The sequence below is a fragment of the Enteractinococcus helveticum genome, from assembly GCF_001657475.1.
GTDB lineage: Bacteria > Actinomycetota > Actinomycetes > Actinomycetales > Micrococcaceae > Yaniella > Yaniella helvetica.
This window is the reverse complement of record NZ_LXEY01000022.1, coordinates 279060-294222: the sequence shown is the minus strand read 5'-3', so window position 1 is coordinate 294222 and position 15163 is coordinate 279060. Positions and strand designations below refer to the sequence as shown.

General features: G+C 57.0%; 17 protein-coding genes. 9 read left to right on the top strand and 8 right to left on the bottom strand.

Annotated features, from left to right (window positions below):
* Positions 1 to 50: 50 nt before the first annotated feature.
* Positions 51 to 1790: an L-aspartate oxidase gene (locus tag A6F49_RS13395; RefSeq protein ID WP_235604995.1), complete on the bottom strand. Its 1740-nt coding sequence runs from the start codon at positions 1788 to 1790 to the stop codon at positions 51 to 53.
* Positions 1791 to 1867: 77 nt separating this feature from the next.
* On the opposite strand from A6F49_RS13395, the gene A6F49_RS13390 reads away from it, so the two are divergent.
* Positions 1868 to 2821 (top strand): LysR family transcriptional regulator, encoded by a 954-nt coding sequence (locus A6F49_RS13390; protein WP_043058671.1) that lies wholly within the window; start codon positions 1868 to 1870, stop codon positions 2819 to 2821.
* A gap of 41 nt (positions 2822 to 2862) precedes the next feature.
* On the opposite strand, the gene A6F49_RS13385 is transcribed toward A6F49_RS13390, so the two are convergent.
* The 4 genes from A6F49_RS13385 to A6F49_RS13370 form a co-directional block, all read right to left on the bottom strand.
* On the bottom strand, positions 2863 to 4947 hold the full coding sequence (locus tag A6F49_RS13385) for a heavy metal translocating P-type ATPase (RefSeq protein WP_043058672.1): 2085 nt from the start codon (positions 4945 to 4947) through the stop codon (positions 2863 to 2865).
* 154 nt (positions 4948 to 5101) lie between these two features.
* Positions 5102 to 5608, bottom strand: coding sequence for a hypothetical protein (locus A6F49_RS13380; protein ID WP_150119498.1), 507 nt, complete (start codon positions 5606 to 5608; stop codon positions 5102 to 5104).
* A gap of 92 nt (positions 5609 to 5700) precedes the next feature.
* Positions 5701 to 6042, bottom strand: coding sequence for a thioredoxin family protein (locus tag A6F49_RS13375; RefSeq protein WP_043058674.1), 342 nt, complete (start codon positions 6040 to 6042; stop codon positions 5701 to 5703).
* A gap of 70 nt (positions 6043 to 6112) precedes the next feature.
* The gene (locus A6F49_RS13370) at positions 6113 to 6949 is read right to left on the bottom strand and encodes an SDR family oxidoreductase (protein WP_043058675.1); all 837 of its coding nucleotides are present in this window, start codon (positions 6947 to 6949) and stop codon (positions 6113 to 6115) included.
* A gap of 134 nt (positions 6950 to 7083) precedes the next feature.
* Between A6F49_RS13370 and A6F49_RS13365 the strand changes: the two genes are divergently transcribed.
* Positions 7084 to 8301: a DNA recombination protein RmuC gene (locus A6F49_RS13365; RefSeq protein WP_043058676.1), complete on the top strand. Its 1218-nt coding sequence runs from the start codon at positions 7084 to 7086 to the stop codon at positions 8299 to 8301.
* Between the two features lie 4 nt (positions 8302 to 8305).
* Positions 8306 to 8776: an SgcJ/EcaC family oxidoreductase gene (locus A6F49_RS13360; RefSeq protein WP_043058677.1), complete on the top strand. Its 471-nt coding sequence runs from the start codon at positions 8306 to 8308 to the stop codon at positions 8774 to 8776.
* Here A6F49_RS13360 and A6F49_RS13355 read toward each other — a convergent pair.
* Complete coding sequence (locus A6F49_RS13355) at positions 8773 to 9699, bottom strand: hypothetical protein (RefSeq protein ID WP_043058678.1); 927 nt, start codon at positions 9697 to 9699, stop codon at positions 8773 to 8775. The genes A6F49_RS13360 and A6F49_RS13355 overlap by 4 nt on opposite strands.
* 77 nt (positions 9700 to 9776) lie before the next feature.
* On the opposite strand from A6F49_RS13355, the gene xseA reads away from it, so the two are divergent.
* Complete coding sequence (xseA, locus tag A6F49_RS13350) at positions 9777 to 11045, top strand: exodeoxyribonuclease VII large subunit (RefSeq protein ID WP_043058679.1); 1269 nt, start codon at positions 9777 to 9779, stop codon at positions 11043 to 11045.
* A 4-nt stretch (positions 11046 to 11049) separates the two neighbouring features.
* Positions 11050 to 11337, top strand: a complete 288-nt coding sequence (locus A6F49_RS13345) for an exodeoxyribonuclease VII small subunit (RefSeq protein WP_043058680.1) — start codon at positions 11050 to 11052, stop codon at positions 11335 to 11337.
* A 71-nt stretch (positions 11338 to 11408) separates the two neighbouring features.
* Here the strand turns inward: A6F49_RS13345 and A6F49_RS13340 are convergent, their stop codons facing one another.
* The gene (locus A6F49_RS13340; RefSeq protein WP_043058925.1) at positions 11409 to 11897 is read right to left on the bottom strand and encodes a DUF2231 domain-containing protein; all 489 of its coding nucleotides are present in this window, start codon (positions 11895 to 11897) and stop codon (positions 11409 to 11411) included.
* A 77-nt stretch (positions 11898 to 11974) separates the two neighbouring features.
* Between A6F49_RS13340 and A6F49_RS18720 the strand changes: the two genes are divergently transcribed.
* From A6F49_RS18720 to A6F49_RS13325, 4 genes are all read left to right on the top strand, one after another.
* Positions 11975 to 12208, top strand: a complete 234-nt coding sequence (locus A6F49_RS18720; RefSeq protein ID WP_327019969.1) for a sigma factor — start codon at positions 11975 to 11977, stop codon at positions 12206 to 12208.
* A gap of 9 nt (positions 12209 to 12217) precedes the next feature.
* Positions 12218 to 12535, top strand: coding sequence for a sigma-70 family RNA polymerase sigma factor (locus A6F49_RS13335; RefSeq protein ID WP_327019968.1), 318 nt, complete (start codon positions 12218 to 12220; stop codon positions 12533 to 12535).
* Entirely contained in the window at positions 12532 to 13215 is a 684-nt protein-coding gene (locus A6F49_RS13330) for an anti-sigma factor family protein (protein ID WP_052504993.1), read from the top strand. Before A6F49_RS13335 ends, A6F49_RS13330 begins: the two co-directional genes overlap by 4 nt.
* A 112-nt stretch (positions 13216 to 13327) precedes the next feature.
* Positions 13328 to 13840 carry a COG4315 family predicted lipoprotein gene (locus A6F49_RS13325; protein ID WP_052504994.1) on the top strand — a complete coding sequence of 171 codons (513 nt, stop codon included), beginning with the start codon at positions 13328 to 13330 and terminating at the stop codon, positions 13838 to 13840.
* 72 nt (positions 13841 to 13912) lie between these two features.
* Here the strand turns inward: A6F49_RS13325 and A6F49_RS13320 are convergent, their stop codons facing one another.
* Entirely contained in the window at positions 13913 to 15154 is a 1242-nt protein-coding gene (locus tag A6F49_RS13320) for a pyridoxal phosphate-dependent aminotransferase (RefSeq protein ID WP_043058681.1), read from the bottom strand.
* Positions 15155 to 15163 lie beyond the last annotated feature (9 nt).

Below are 15163 nucleotides of genomic sequence, written 5' to 3'. Positions count from 1 at the left end.
ACAGTGTGGTCTCCCGCCCCTATTAGCCGCAGGAGACCACATTGTAAGCACTATTCGACGAGCTTGCCTTCTTGGCTGACGTCACGGATGAGCTCACTGATTTCTTCTGGAATCGGGTCGATTTCTTCTCGGGTTACCCCAGTGTCTGGTGACCATACGAGGTTGACCTGCATGTCTGGATCCATCTCTGGGTAGTCACTTCGGTTGTGGCAGCCGCGAGTCTCTCGACGCTCCAGCGCTGCTTCGAGCGTGGCCCGGGCGGCGAGCGCGGAGGATTTCAGATCGTATGCGTGTGCCAGATCCTGGAATCCGGCGATGTCTGGGTGGATCCCAACGTTTTTCATCCGCGCTTCGATTTCATCCAGGCGAGCGAGACCTTGCAGTAGTCCCTCTTCGGAACGAACAACGCCGGCGTATTCGGTCATCATGTCTCTGATGGCGCGCTGCAAGGCTCGCACGTTCTCCTCACCGTCAGCAGTGAGTAGTCGAATGACTTCGCCGCGTGCCTTGGCAACTACATCTGCGGAACGCGTCTGGGCCGGCAGATTGGCAGAATATTGTGCTGCGGCCTGTCCGACGATGCGGCCGAAGACAAGTAATTCGATCAGTGAGTTACCGCCAAGCCGATTGGCACCATGTAGGCCGCTGGATGCTTCACCGATTGCATAGAGCCCATCAACATCAGTTGAGTGGTCTTCTGGGCGCACCCAGACGCCACCCATCGAGTAGTGTGCCGTCGGTGCGATTTCGATTGGTTCGCGAGTGATATCAAGCATCTGGGTTTCCATCAGTGTTTGATAGACCCGTGGGAGGCGTTCCAGGATAATCTCGCGTGGCAGGTGGGAAACATCGAGCCAGACTCCCCCGTTTTCGGTGCCGCGGCCTTCCTGGATTTCGGTATATGCGGCAAGCGCTACCCGGTCTCGAGTGGACAGTTCCATGCGCTCGGGGTCATAGCGTTCCATGAAACGTTCTCCGAGCGCATTGCGGAGGATTCCACCCTCGCCGCGGGCGGCCTCTGATACGAGGGTTCCGGCAGCGTTTTCGGGCTCCAAAATACCTGAGGGGTGGAACTGGACAAGTTCGGGGTCGCGGAGTCGAGCACCGGCCTCGACTGCCAGACGGAATGAGTCACCAGTATTCTCGTCGCGCCGAGAGGAGGTGCGTCGCCAAATGCGGTTGTGTCCACCGGCCGCCAGGATCACCGCGTCAGCGTGAATCAGGTATCGGGTGCCGTTATTGATGTCGAAGCCGTAGGCTCCGAAGACTCGATTGTCGTTGGTCAGAACGTCCGTGATGTACACGGTATCTAGGATCGGGATTTCAAGTTGTTCGCTTCGTCGAACCAGGCTGCGTTGGATTTCTAGACCTGTGTAATCTCCAGCGAATGCGGTACGACGGAAGGTGTGTGCGCCGAAGAACCGCTGGGAGATGCGGCCGTCTTCTTCTCGGGCAAAACCCATGCCGTAGCGTTCAAGGTCGCCGATTCCTTCTGCCGCCCCTTTGGCAACAATCTCCACGGTTCTCGGGTCAGCGAGATAGTAGCTTTCTTTGATGGTGTCGGCGGCATGTTGTTGCCAGGTATCTTCGGCGTCCATGGTGCCCAGAGCTGCGTTGATGCCCCCGGCTGCGAGCGCAGTGTGCGCATCATTTCGTGGACGTTTACCGACGGCGGTCACGTCGACACCGTGTTCTGCCAATTCGATGGCCGCTCGTAAGCCTGAGCCACCGGTGCCGATGACTAAGACGCTGGTAGAAATCTGTTGTTCATTGGTTCTGGTTTTCATCATGACTCCACGCTAAGAACCCCAGCAATGATTAGTCCAATGAATTATCTGAGTTGATTCAATGCAGATATGCTATCAATATGAATCTTGAACAACTGCAAAGTTTTCTCACGGTGGCCGAAACAGGGCACTTCACCAGGGCAGCCGCGCAATTACACATTGCTCAACCCACCCTGAGTCGGCAGATCTCAACCTTGGAATCAGAGTTGGGGTCCGAACTGTTTTATCGCGCTCGGGGAAACATCACATTGACAGCTGCCGGAGAGACACTGTTGCCGGTAGCCGCCCGCATGCTGGCAGATGCGGAGCAAATCCGCTTCCAAATGCAAGAACTGGCCGGTTTGCATCGTGGCCGCGTACGGCTTGGCGCGCCCCCGAGCATGTGTGTCTCAGTGGTGGCTGAGACTGTTGGACCCTATCACCGTGATTACCCAGGAGTAGATCTGCATCTCCGGGAATCTGGCTCACATCATCTGTTGAACGAGTTGAATAGTGGCACACTTGATCTAGCACTTGTGGTCGCCTCTGAGCATGATCCATCGTCGGCTGAGAGCCTGGATCATATCCCGTTGCTCGAGGAAGAATTGGTGGTGATTGCTTCCGATCGACGGCATTTTGGCAGGCACCGAAACCAGCTGACGCTTCGGCAATTGGCCGATTTACCACAAATCGTATTTTCCGACAGTTATGACCTGCGTGCGACGACCATGGACGCCTACCGGCAGCAAAAATTGGAACCGAATATTGTCTTGGAAGGGGCAGAAATGGACGCCGTGCTGCGCTTTGTTGAACGTGGGCTTGGGGTCGCGGTGGTGCCGGCTACGGTGCTGCTTGATCGGCCGAACTTGGTGTCATGCCGTCTCACTGATCCTGCGCTCACCCGAACCATTTCATTGGCGCATCGCCGTGAGGTCACCCTGAGTCGTGCAGCTCGGGCCATGCAGGAACTCATTCTGTCTACGGTGCAAGACCTCGCCAAGCAGAGTCCTGCTATTCGTTCGTTATCCGAAGACCAACACAGGTCAGCGCGTTGATTTCTGTCAAAGATATTGTGTGGAGTTATCTTCGACAGGTATCAAGCAGCTAGTACAGACGCTGTGCTGTTTTCCGGTGTTAGATCGATGCGGCGGAGCAGCTGTGCGTTCAGTGCAACGACCACAGTCGACAGCGACATCAGGATTGCGCCAACCGACATCGGTAGCACGAATCCGATGGGTGCCAAGACACCGGCGGCCAGTGGAACAGCCAGCAGGTTGTAACCGGCAGCCCACCACAGGTTCTGTTTCATCTTGCGATACGCAGCACGTGACAGTTCGATCACTGATAGCACTGAGCGTGGATCCGAGCTTGCCAGGATCACCCCTGCGGAGGCAATGGCCACATCGGTTCCGGCACCGATGGCAATACCGACATCAGCCTGCGCTAATGCGGGGGCATCGTTCACACCGTCTCCGACCATCGCGACTTTCTTACCTTCGTCTTGCAATTGGGCGACTTTGGCAGATTTATCTTCGGGGCGTACCCCTGCGAAGATGCGATCTATGCCGAGTTGTCGACCAACGTTTTGAGCGACGGCTTCGGCGTCACCGGTGATCATCACGACCTCGACGCCGAGCTTATGGAGGGCTTTGACGGCATCGTATGATTCGGGTCGGATCTCATCGGCAAGCTTGAGTCCTCCGATCACTTCCCCGTCAGACAGCACATGCAAGATAATGGCGCCTTCGGTCTTCCATTGCTTGGCCACAGTAATTTCCTCGCGTTCAGCTTCAGCCAGCATGTACGGCCCACCCACTTGGATGTGCTGAGCATTGACCATCGCTGACACACCGACTGCCGGTGACGATGAAAATTCGGCAGGACGGGAAATGTCGAGACCGCGCTGTTGCGCTGCGCCAACGATAGCTTTCGCTAGTGGGTGTTCACTGGGTGTCTCAGCCGCCGCAGCAAGTGCCAAAACCTCATCTTGCGTGTACTCGCCCACAGGCACGACATCGGTGACAGCCGGGCTGCCCTTCGTCAGCGTGCCAGTCTTATCAAAGAGCACTACATCGACCTCGCGCATCGCTTCTAATGCCAAGCGATCCTTAATCAACACCCCACCTCGTGCAGCACGTTCCGTGGCAATCGAGACGACAAGGGGGATGGCCAACCCCAGTGCGTGAGGACAAGCAATGACTAGGACGGTAATGACTCGGGCGACGGAAGTTTCAGGGCCATCGACAACGAACCAGATGATTGCGGTCATCACAGCGGCAGCAAGGGCGAACCAAAACAGTAATGCAGCTGCGCGATCTGCAAGGCGTTGTGCTCGTGATGATGAGCTTTGAGCTTCGGCAACCAGCCGGTTGATACCGGCCAACGCCGTGTCGTCCCCCGAGGCGGTCACTCGGATTTTGATTCCAGAGTCTGTGGCCACGGTTCCTGCCGTGACAGAGGATCCAATGCCCCTGCCAACTGGTCGTGATTCACCGGTAATCATCGACTCGTCCATAGCGGCCCGTCCATCGAGGATCTCTCCGTCGGCCGGTACGCTAGCGCCGGGTCGGACCAACACGACATCGTCGACCTTCAGCTCGTCTGGCGTCACGATGACAATGTCCTCGCCGTCGAGACGTTCGGCTTCATCCGGTAACAGCGCCGCCAGCGAATCCAGTGCCGAGGTAGTTTGCTCTAACGAGCGCATTTCGATCCAGTGTCCCAGCAGCATGATCACGACCAGAAGCGCCAGTTCCCACCAAAATTCGAGATCAGCAGCGACCAGCCCGAGGGTCGCCGCCCAGGAGGCGAAAAAGGCCACCGTGATACCCAACGAAATCAGCAACATCATCCCGGGCGCTCGGGCCTTGATCTCACCAACTGCACCGCTCAAAAACGGCCATCCACCCCAGACATACATGACTGTGCCAAGTAACGGTGCGATCCACAGTGCCCCGTCCGGGACGTTATATCCCAGTAAATGGCCAAACATCGGAGAGAACAAGACCACTGGAATGCCGATGACCAGGTTGATCCAGAAGAGCCGACGGAATTGCCCTACATGGTCTCCATGATCACCCTGGCCATGATGCCCATGCCCTGAGTGGTTGTCTTGGTCGGCATGATGCTCATGTTCTTGGGTCGTGTGGACGTCGTGATGGTGGCGTTCGTGTTCTGGCATCTAGCTGCGCCTCGCTTTCGATGTGCAGAGGATGAACTGAATGAAAAGGTTCTGGCTTTCAACCTTTCCACAAATTCGTTCTACATGCCCGTCTTCGACAACGCACGGTGCCCCGAGCGAGGCAGGGCCATGGCGTCAGGGGTTGACCGAGATGTCAGGCTGCGAGGTAATTCTGTAGTCCGGTATTGGGATCCCACACATACGGAGTCGGAACATCTTCGGTATCTAAATATCCGTAATTCCAATCGATCAACTCATCCATGATTTCATCCAAGGTTGGAGCCCACAGATCGTCTGTCAGGAGGCAATCGACGATCACATCACCTACAAAAACTGTCTGGAACGTCGCTGCGTCCCGCAAAAGCCATCCAGGCGCCAATTCAAGCGTTGTCGCAACTCTTGCCAATTTGGTTTCGCGCATGAGCCGATCACCAAAATACGCGATGAATCCTCTGATGAGCATCACGGATTTGAGCGTGAATTCACCGTCGACAGTGCGCTTCATGCGTTCACGCACAAAGTTGGCATAGTCATCGAGACTTTGGCAGTGATGGTCTCGCCCAATTTTCTCGAAACGTTTAACGTCCTGGCGGATGCAGGTTTTCTCACGCCGAGTGAATTCACGAATCCGGAATATGGTGCCTGCTTGACGGTCCATCATGATCTCCTTGCCTAGAAATGGTGTGGATGATCACGACTCTGACAGCAGCTATGCCGGCCCGCAGGTCGTGTCGGCGAAACTGTGGATAACTCTTATGCCAGGTTCGAGGTGTTTTCTGGCTGGATCATTTTGAGCTGTTCAATGATCTCTGCCAATTGTCTGCGGGTGGTCACGCCTGATTTGGCAAAGACGTGTTTGCCCTTGCGAAATGCTACGACCGTAGGCAGCGATTGGATGCCCATGATGGCAGCGAGATCTTGCTGTTCATCCGTATTGACGGTGGCAAACTGCACGTCGTCTACTTGCTCTGCGACGTCGGCGAAAATAGGACGAAACCGTGCACAGGCGGTACACCAGGGTGCCCAGAAATCCACGACCACCGTGTCATGCTCTTGGACCGTTGTGCCTAACGTGGCTAAGGTCAATTCGCGCATGATGCCTCCTGTGATCGACGATATGAACGCAAAGTGCCGCACACCCGCTAGCTGAAAGCCTATTGACTGGCTAGTCCACGAAGATGTCCTTTTCGAGGTCCGCTGAATCCACACCGGGCGAGTATTTGGCGAAATCCGTGACCCCGGCGTCTTCGAGGACGTCTTCACACAGCACGGTGCGACCGGCGTATCGGCTTGGCTCAGCGGTCAACACGACATGGGCGGCATCGGAATAGACATCCGGGGTCCGCGAGCGCTCATACATCGTGGTGCCGCCCAGTGCATACTGCACCGCTGCGGTCTGGATGGTGGTTTTGGGCCACAAACAGGTCGCAGGGATGGCGTTCTGGGCTCCGATGCCCAGCGCAGCCAGGCTCATCCCGTATTTGGCCATCATGTAAGCCGGGGCTGCGCCCAACCATTTCGGTGACATATTCAGCGGTGGCGACAGGCTCAAAATTCTGGGATCAGCAGAAGCTCTCAGGTGTGGCAGTGCAGTTCGGGTCAGCAGGAATGTGCCGCGGACGTTGATGTCGTGTATCAGGTCGTAGCGTTTCATCTCAATATCGGCTGCCGGCTCCAGATTGATCGCCGATGCGTTATTGATGACGACGTCGATGCCGCCGAATTCTTGCACCGCACCGTCCACGGCGGCCTGGACATCTGATTCTTCGCGAACATCTCCCACCACCGGCAGTGCTTGTCCCCCAGCCTCACGGATCTCATCGGCGGCCGTATACACGGTTCCGGGTAGTTTCGGATGCGGCTGGGCGGTTTTGGCAAGTAGGACAATATTTGCACCGTCTTGTGCGAGACGCTTGGCGATGGCCAGGCCAATGCCGCGGCTACCGCCGGAGATCAACACGGTCTTGTTGTGCAAGCTGGAATCTGCCACAAAGTACTCCATTCATCGAGATGTTGCCTAGGTTACATTGTGCCAGTATTTACCGGTACTGCAAGTACCGGTTATCGGCGGCACACCCGAGGCGGTGCCAGCGCGCCCGGCTTATCTTGTCCCTCCGATGTGCAAGTCTTAGAGGTATGGAGATTTCGACTGCGATTGTGCTGTGTATTTTGATTGCCGTACTGTTTTTCATCGGCGGCTACGTGGTTGGCAAACGTACCGGAGGTGGACCATCAGACGGCACTACTGAGGCCGCACTGCGAGAGCAGTTGGCCACCGCTCAGACTCGTGCCGATCTACTGGAGCGCCAACGCACCGAGGATCGTCAGCAGTTTCAATCGCAGCATCAGATCGTGCAGATGCTGGGCCCACTGTCACAACAGTTAGATCACCTGGGTACCCAGGTGGCTCAGTTGGAACGCGATCGTGGACAACAGTACGGTCAGCTATCTCAGCAATTACGCACCGCCCACCTCACCGATTCTGCACTGTTGGAAAATACGCAGAAGCTGGTGGCCAGTCTGCGCTCGTCATCGGCTCGTGGGCACTGGGGTGAAGTCCAGTTGCGACGCATCGTGGAAGCCGCAGGCATGCTCCAGCACACGGATTTTGAAGAGCAAGTCAGCCTGTTGGTCAACACCGCTGAGCGTGATGGCGAACAATTCCGACCGGACATGCTGGTGCACTTACCGGGTGGCAAATCCCTGATCGTGGATGCGAAGGCACCCATGTCGGCAATTCTGCAAGCCGCCGAAATCCCGGCCGACGGATCTGAAGAAGACCAACGGCGTCGTGCCGAACTTGAAGCGGCCCACGCTCGAGCACTTCGAGCACATGTCAAAGACCTAGGCACCAAGAAATATTGGAATGCATTAGATAACACCCCGGATCTCGTGTTGCTGTTCTTGCCGGCGGAATCCCACCTCTCGGCAGCCCTAGAAGCCGACGCAGAACTCTTGGACCATGCCTTTAGCCAGGGGGTGGCCCTGGTGTCGCCGGTGTCGCTGCTGGCAACGTTGAAGTCGGTGGCATATGCCTGGCAGCAGGAAAACCTCGTGGATAACGCCCGAACCGTGTTTGCTTCGGCCCGCGAACTCTACGAGCGTCTCGGGCTATTAGGACGTCGCCTGGATTCACTGGGCAAGTCCATTAACACGACGGTCACCCGGTTCAATTCGATGATGGCGACACTGGAGGGTCGCGTGCTGCCCTCTGCACGTCGTCTTGAAGAACTCGATGCTTCACTCGATGCGATCGCTGTTGCAGAGCCCGTGCAGCAGACCGCCCGGGATGTCACCGCACCGGAGCTGCAGGCCAATATTGATGCAACCGTTGGCAGTACCAAAGCGGAGTAAGACTATGGATCGGCAATCACCAAAATCTATTATTACCGGCTTTCAACAGGCATGGAACGCCCACGATGCCAATGCGTTGGCGGAGCTATTTGTCGACGACGCCGACTTTGTCAACGTCACGGGCCTGTGGTGGACTACTCGAGAACGCATCCGAACAGCCCACGCATTTGGTTTCGCCAATATTTTTGGCCGGTCCACCATGAACGTTGGCCGAACCGAAATCCGCATGCTGGGTGCGGATCACGCCGTCGTCCATGCGCGAGTCACCGTCACCGGGCAAAACACTCCAGACGGCCAGGTAGCCGAAGACCGCCGCACGGTCTTTAGCTTTGTCGTCACGCGCTTGAATGATGACCAAGGAGACTATTGGCGAGCGGTATCAGCACAGAACACCGATGTTGTGCCAGGTGGCCCCGATACCCAGGTGAATTCTCCAGATGGGCAAACAGCGGTCCGCTATCGGGAGGAACGCTAGGACCGACGACGATTCGCTGAGATAAAACCGCCCAGGATACCCAACAGGGCCATCCCAATGGCAACAGCAACCATGACCAGCAGCTGCGGATCCGCCCAGCTCTCAACGGCGTCCAATAACGGGCGCACCAAGGTCAGATTCGGGTCGCTTTCAGTGCGTTCAAGAATGATATTTTGCATCCATGTGTACCCAAGTTTGATGGCTGCACCGCACACCGCGGCGACAAGACCGGTCACCAACCAGACAATCCAACGACTGCCCCAGGAAGCAACGACTAACGCCATCACAAAGATAATCGCTGCCAACGCCAGGATCGCTGGCCACATGGTCATCAATTCTTCGACCATGACCACCTGTTCAGCGGTCAAAAGACTCACCGGTGGAATTGACGTAGCAATCGATGTTTCCGATTCGGTATCCAACTGCAATGACGGGGCTTCAACGCCCGGCAGATCGGCGGTGGCTTCGGCCACGGCATCTTCAATCATCGATAAGGTGAGGTCAGTGACGGGCCCCAATTGCAGAACCAGTTGTGCTTCAGTGGAGTTTTCTGGAATCGATTCTCCGGCCTCCATGCGCTCACGCAGCCCGGTGATGTCATCAAGCCATCCCAGACGGGTTTGTTCCAGCGACTCGGACCAGGCGGCGTCAAAATCTTCATGTGACACAATACGTGCAGACGCTTCCGAGATGGCCTGGTTCAAGGCATCGTCCACGAGCGCGACCCCGGTAGTATCGGTGGCCAGATTCCCAACCGCGCCGGGTACGGCTGCCTTAAATTCTTCAGCCGCTGGGCCAGAACCTAAGATAGCTTGGACAGGTTGGGGCTGATGGATCAGTTCGCTCAGTTTCCACGAAACCAGCCCAAAGGAAGCAGTGATACCGGCAATGATGGCTAATATAACCGCCAAGAAGTTACGCATTCGTAAATCCTGCTCTCTTCACAATGTCGTGGGTGTGACATCATCGTGATGTTCCAAATCTAGTGTAAGTGGTAGATATGTCTGAACACATTCCAGCCCCCAATGGGCCAGCTCAGCCGCAGCTTGCTGCTGACACGACCCCAGATAATCCATGGCCACTGGCGCGACTATCGGAGAATCTGAAAAATTACATTGAACGGGTCTCCCCCACCTGGGTTGAAGGCCAGCTCATCGAACACCGTGTCAGCCGCGGCCACGCGTGGATGACCATGCGCGATCTTGACGTTGAGATGTCACTGCCCGTCGTGGCATGGGCTCGCACCGCCAATGGTCTGGATCCTTCGATCAAAGAAGGCGCCCGCGTGGTGGCATTAGTCAAGCCGAACTTTTATACCAAGACCGGTCGGCTGACCATGGTAGTCAATGACATGAGACCGGTTGGCATCGGCGAATTATTGGCGCGCGTCGAACGACTGCGCCGAGCGCTGGCCGAAGAAGGACTCTTTGCTCCAGAGCGCAAAAAACCACTTCCCGTGCTTCCAAATACCATTGGTTTGATTACCGGACGTGATTCAGATGCAATGCACGATGTGCAACGCAACGTATGGCTGCGCTGGCCGGTGGCCCGCTTCGAAGTCATCCATGCGGCAATGCAAGGCCCCCGAGTTTCCGATGAGGTCAGCGCAGCTCTGCACGTGTTAGACCAAGATCCTCGTGTCGATGTCATTGTGGTAGCCCGCGGGGGCGGGGCATTAGAAGAAGTCATTCTGCCGTTCTCGGATGAGGCCCTGGTGCGTACGGTATCTGAGCTGACCACTCCCGTGGTCTCAGCAATTGGTCACGAAGCCGACCGGCCGGTCCTGGATGACGTCGCGGATTTCCGGGCGTCCACACCGACTGACGCGGCAAAAAACATTGTGCCCGATGCTGCCATTGAATTGGCCGGGATCACCGATGTGCGCACCCGCATGGCCCAAGCAGTGCAGCGCCTCGTGGATGTCCAAGGCCAACAGATCACCCAATTGCGGTCTCGCCCGGTTATGGCGCAACCCGAGACTATGATCCAATTGCGGGCCGAAGAAATCAGCCAGCTGATCACCCGTTCCCGAGCGACCTTTGGGCACCAACTGCACCGGGCCACCGACCACATCGAACAACTCAAAGCCCGAGTCCGTTCGCTGTCGCCCCAACAGACCCTGAATCGCGGCTATGCGGTGGTCCAGCACGACAACTCGATTCTGCGTGATGCATCGAGAGTCGCAGTGGGCGATGATCTTGATATTTTGGTTGCAGCCGGCCGGCTGACTGCCACCACGACTTCGGTAACCGAAACATCTAAGGAGTAACTCCATGACCGATCAACAACCACAACCTGCCGTTGAAGGCTTCTCATCCGCGGATGTTTCCGATATCGATGCGATGAGCTATGAACAAGCCCGTACCGAATTGATTCAAACCGTGGAACGACTTGAAGCCGGCGGCGCCGGTCTAGAAGAGTCGCTGGCGCTCTGGGAGCGTGGCGAGGCACTGGCCCGCCGTTGTGAGGCGTGGCTGGAAGGTGCCCGCTCGCAACTTGAAGAAGTCCGGGCCCAAACCCAACAGGATCAGCAAGATCCAGACGCGAACAACGCCGGCTAGGTCGCATCGCTTGTGATGGGGTGAACCCACCTCGACCTCCACCGTAGCCGGACTGTCCTGCAGTCGTTATGTCACGGCATAAGGTCTCCCCACACGGCGCGACTGCCAGAATGACCGGTCAGGATGACCACTGTGAGATTGCCCAGCGAAACCACGACGACGGCGACCGTCAGCAAAACCCCGGCAGTCGTTGCGGTGCGGAATCGTTCTGCTTGGTGCAGGGCCGCTTTGCTCCACCGGAACCAGATCCATTGGATTACCGCGACCACAGCCAAACCAATAGACCAGGGCAGCAACATTTGCGCATACCGTTCGTGTTTCAGCACGGCTGGCAGTGGCCCAATGATGTCGGCCAGTGATTTCCCTGCGGCCATCGTCACCGGTACAAGCGCTGCAACGCCCAACGCACTGATGGGCACTACCCCACCGAGGCGTCGTCTGGCTCGTGGCCAAAACTGCGCCAGCAACAATGCGATCACCGTTAACGGCACGAGGACGACCACGGCGTGGACCAATAACGGGTGCAGCGGCAACCCAAAGAATTCCGTAAAATTATTCATATTACTGACACGCTGGATACCGGTGAAAAGTTCACTTGCCCAGTGAACCATCGGCGACACGGCATCGTGGTATGAGCATGAGCGAGCAACAACCGGAGGAAACCTTCCGGCCGGCACGGCCGGGGGCCAAACAACGCCGTGCTGATTCCTTACGCGAGATGCACGATCAGTATGCAATGGTGCTGTGGCGCTACGTCGTCTCGCTGACGAATCGACCCGCAGATGCCGACGACATCGTTCAGGAAACCCTGCTACGGGCCTGGCGGAAACCAGACCTGTTAGAAGACGACGTGGGCAGCATGAGAGGCTAGCTGTTCGCGGTGGCACGGAACCTGTTTATCGATCGGGCGCGCAGCGCAGGGCGACACCAAGAAGTGCCTTCGGCCCAGATGGATGAGGAGATGGACCTCTCCGCAGATCGGGTCGAACAGCTTTTCGATCAGATGCTGCTCACCGATGCTCTAGACTCGCTGGCCGATCACCACCGTGATGTGGTTATCCGAGCCTTTTATGGGGGTCTGAGCACCGCCCAGTTGGCTACCGAACTCGGGATCCCCGAAGGTACGGTGAAATCACGATTGCACTATGGATTACGTGCCTTGCGCCTGGCACTTCAGGAAAGAGGGGTGACACGATGAGCAACCAGGAACACGAACGATTCGCACAGTGGGACGCGGCCTTTGTGCTCGGTGCACTGACCCCTGCAGATCGCCATGACTACGAACACCACCTTGAACAGTGTTCCATCTGCCGGGATGCGGTGGGCGAACTCGTCCCGTTACCCGGCCTGCTGGCACGGATCACGCAGCCACCGTCCCAAAAACCAGAGCAACCTGCCCCCGCGGACTTGATGGAAGGTTTGCTGCTAAAACAAGCGCAACACCGTACGCGTCGTCGTGCGCTTCTCGGCAGGATCGCCGTTGCTGCCGCCGTGCTCGCACTGGTCATTGGAATCCCCGCGACGCTCCTCGTGCGAACGCCTGACGCTAACGTCTCTGTGGCGTTGGCACCGGCGGCGAACACCTACACAACTATGAGCGTTGACATTGACCTGGAACCGGCTAGTTGGGGCACGCGCTTGGCCATTGAATGCGCTTACCCTCCGAACTCTGGATATTCATACCAATCACCGTGGTACGGGCTGTTAGTCACGGACAATACCGGCACCACCACCCAGGTTTCGACCTGGCAAGCGGTTTCTGACGACGTCGTGAATCTGGAGTCAGCCACCGCTGTAGACCTCGAAGATATTGCGTCACTGAGCGTCGTGACGTCGACGGGAGACACGGTGCTCACCGCACCGGTTGAGCTGAATTAAGTGCCGATGGCAGTGAACCGAATAGCCGTGCGCAGCGTGTTCTGAGTAGTCCACCGTAGAGCAGCAGCTTGACACATCCACGTGGGCACGATGACATCAGGAGGAACCAACCATGACGAGCAAATATAGGGTAGGTCTCGCCGCGATCGCCGTGGCCCTGCTCGGGCTGACAGCATGTTCTCCGGGCGGCGACGGCACACCAACAGGTGAAGGCACTTCCGGGGGTGGCTATGGTGCACCGGCATCACCGGACGATTCCAATGCGGTCACTGGTGATGCTGGCCTGCGGACCACCGAAACTGATCTGGGCACCATTGTTGTGGACGGCGACGGCATGACCCTCTACCAATTCGATAGCGACGAACAGGGTTCGGGAACCTCGACGTGTGAAGGGCAGTGTGCACGGAACTGGCCTGCGGTTCCTGGCGGTGAGGACACGGAAGTCGATGGTATAACTGGCCAGGTCGATACGATCACAGGTACCAACGGCGAGCCACAGCTCACCCTGAATGGCTGGCCAATGTACTACTACGTTGCCGATGAAAACCCCGGCGACACCAATGGACAAGGCGTCAACGACATCTGGTGGGTCGTGACTCCAGGAGGTGAACCGATCCGCGACTAAACATTGTTACGGCAACCCCGTGACTACCAGAGGCTTTGTTTCTACCGCGGCTATGTACCGTGCGCGGCGAAGCTACACGGTGGCGTGGCGGTAGCGGTAATCTTCTAAGAACTCCGCAATCCGACCGATGCCATCGGTCAATTGACGCACCGATGGCAGGGTGACCAGCCGGAAGTGATCAGTATCCGGGTAGTTAAACGCGCCACCGTGCGACACCAAGATTTGTTGTTGACGGAGCAGCTCAATCACGAAACTTTCGTCATTTTTGATCGGATACAGTTCCGGGTCCAGCTTCGGGAAAACATACAGTGCCCCGTGCGGTTCTTGGACTGTGACACCCGGAATGTCGCGCAACAGTTTCGTGGCCACGTTGCGCTGTTCTAAGAGTCGACCGCCCGGCAGGATCAGGTCATTAATCGATTGGTAACCGCCCAGGGCGGTTTGAATCACGTGCTGGGCCGGCACATTGGAACACATACGCATATTGGCCAGCAGGGTCAGGCCTTCTAAGAAATCGGTGGCACGGTGTTTTGCCCCGGACACGGCCACCCAGCCGGCACGATAGCCAGCTACCCGATAGGCCTTGGAGAGCCCGGAGAACGTCAGGACTAACACGTCGTCGGCAATTGAGGCTGCGTGAATGTGCTTGGCGTCTTCGTACAGGATCTTTTCGTAGATCTCATCAGATAGGACCACGAGCCCGTAACGGCGGGCGATTTCAAAAATGCCTTCGAGCGTTTCTTGATCGTAGACTGCCCCGGTTGGGTTATTTGGGTTGATAATCACGATGGCTTTGGTGCGTTCCGAGACTCGGGATTCGATGTGCTCTAGGTCCGGCACCCAGCCTTCTTCTTCCACGGTGCGGTAGTGCACGGCATGGCCACCCGACAGGGTGGTTGCCCCGGTCCACAGCGGATAGTCAGGAGCTGGAATGAGTACTTCGTCGCCGTCATCCAGTAGTGCTTGTAAGACCATGGAAATCATTTCGGAAACGCCGTTGCCGATGTATACGTCATCGCTACGAATATCCATGATGCCTTCGGTTTCGTAGTACTGCGACACCGCGCGACGGGCAGAGGTGATGCCCTTGGAGTCAGAATATCCCTGCGCATCTGGCAGGTTGGCGATCATGTCTTTGAGGATCTCGTTGGGCGCTTCGAAACCAAATGGTGCCGGGTTGCCAATGTTCAGGCGCATGATGCGCTGACCGGCGGCTTCTAAACGTTGCGCTTCTTCCAGGATGGGACCTCGCACGTCATAACGAACGTTGAGTAATTTCGATGATTGGCGAATGTCGCGGTAAGTGCGGGGCACCGGTCCTCC

What these genes read in the sequence shown, in the direction of transcription:
- A6F49_RS13395 (WP_235604995.1), bottom strand. Translation starts at nt 1,790, where the DNA reads ATGATGAAAACCAGAACCAATGAACAACAGATTTCTACCAGCGTCTTA.
- A6F49_RS13390 (WP_043058671.1), top strand. Translation starts at nt 1,868, where the DNA reads ATGAATCTTGAACAACTGCAAAGTTTTCTCACGGTGGCCGAAACAGGG.
- A6F49_RS13385 (WP_043058672.1), bottom strand. Translation starts at nt 4,947, where the DNA reads ATGCCAGAACACGAACGCCACCATCACGACGTCCACACGACCCAAGAA.
- A6F49_RS13380 (WP_150119498.1), bottom strand. Translation starts at nt 5,608, where the DNA reads ATGATGGACCGTCAAGCAGGCACCATATTCCGGATTCGTGAATTCACT.
- A6F49_RS13375 (WP_043058674.1), bottom strand. Translation starts at nt 6,042, where the DNA reads ATGCGCGAATTGACCTTAGCCACGTTAGGCACAACGGTCCAAGAGCAT.
- A6F49_RS13370 (WP_043058675.1), bottom strand. Translation starts at nt 6,949, where the DNA reads ATGGAGTACTTTGTGGCAGATTCCAGCTTGCACAACAAGACCGTGTTG.
- A6F49_RS13365 (WP_043058676.1), top strand. Translation starts at nt 7,084, where the DNA reads ATGGAGATTTCGACTGCGATTGTGCTGTGTATTTTGATTGCCGTACTG.
- A6F49_RS13360 (WP_043058677.1), top strand. Translation starts at nt 8,306, where the DNA reads ATGGATCGGCAATCACCAAAATCTATTATTACCGGCTTTCAACAGGCA.
- A6F49_RS13355 (WP_043058678.1), bottom strand. Translation starts at nt 9,699, where the DNA reads ATGCGTAACTTCTTGGCGGTTATATTAGCCATCATTGCCGGTATCACT.
- xseA (WP_043058679.1), top strand. Translation starts at nt 9,777, where the DNA reads ATGTCTGAACACATTCCAGCCCCCAATGGGCCAGCTCAGCCGCAGCTT.
- A6F49_RS13345 (WP_043058680.1), top strand. Translation starts at nt 11,050, where the DNA reads ATGACCGATCAACAACCACAACCTGCCGTTGAAGGCTTCTCATCCGCG.
- A6F49_RS13340 (WP_043058925.1), bottom strand. Translation starts at nt 11,897, where the DNA reads ATGAATAATTTTACGGAATTCTTTGGGTTGCCGCTGCACCCGTTATTG.
- A6F49_RS18720 (WP_327019969.1), top strand. Translation starts at nt 11,975, where the DNA reads ATGAGCGAGCAACAACCGGAGGAAACCTTCCGGCCGGCACGGCCGGGG.
- A6F49_RS13330 (WP_052504993.1), top strand. Translation starts at nt 12,532, where the DNA reads ATGAGCAACCAGGAACACGAACGATTCGCACAGTGGGACGCGGCCTTT.
- A6F49_RS13325 (WP_052504994.1), top strand. Translation starts at nt 13,328, where the DNA reads ATGACGAGCAAATATAGGGTAGGTCTCGCCGCGATCGCCGTGGCCCTG.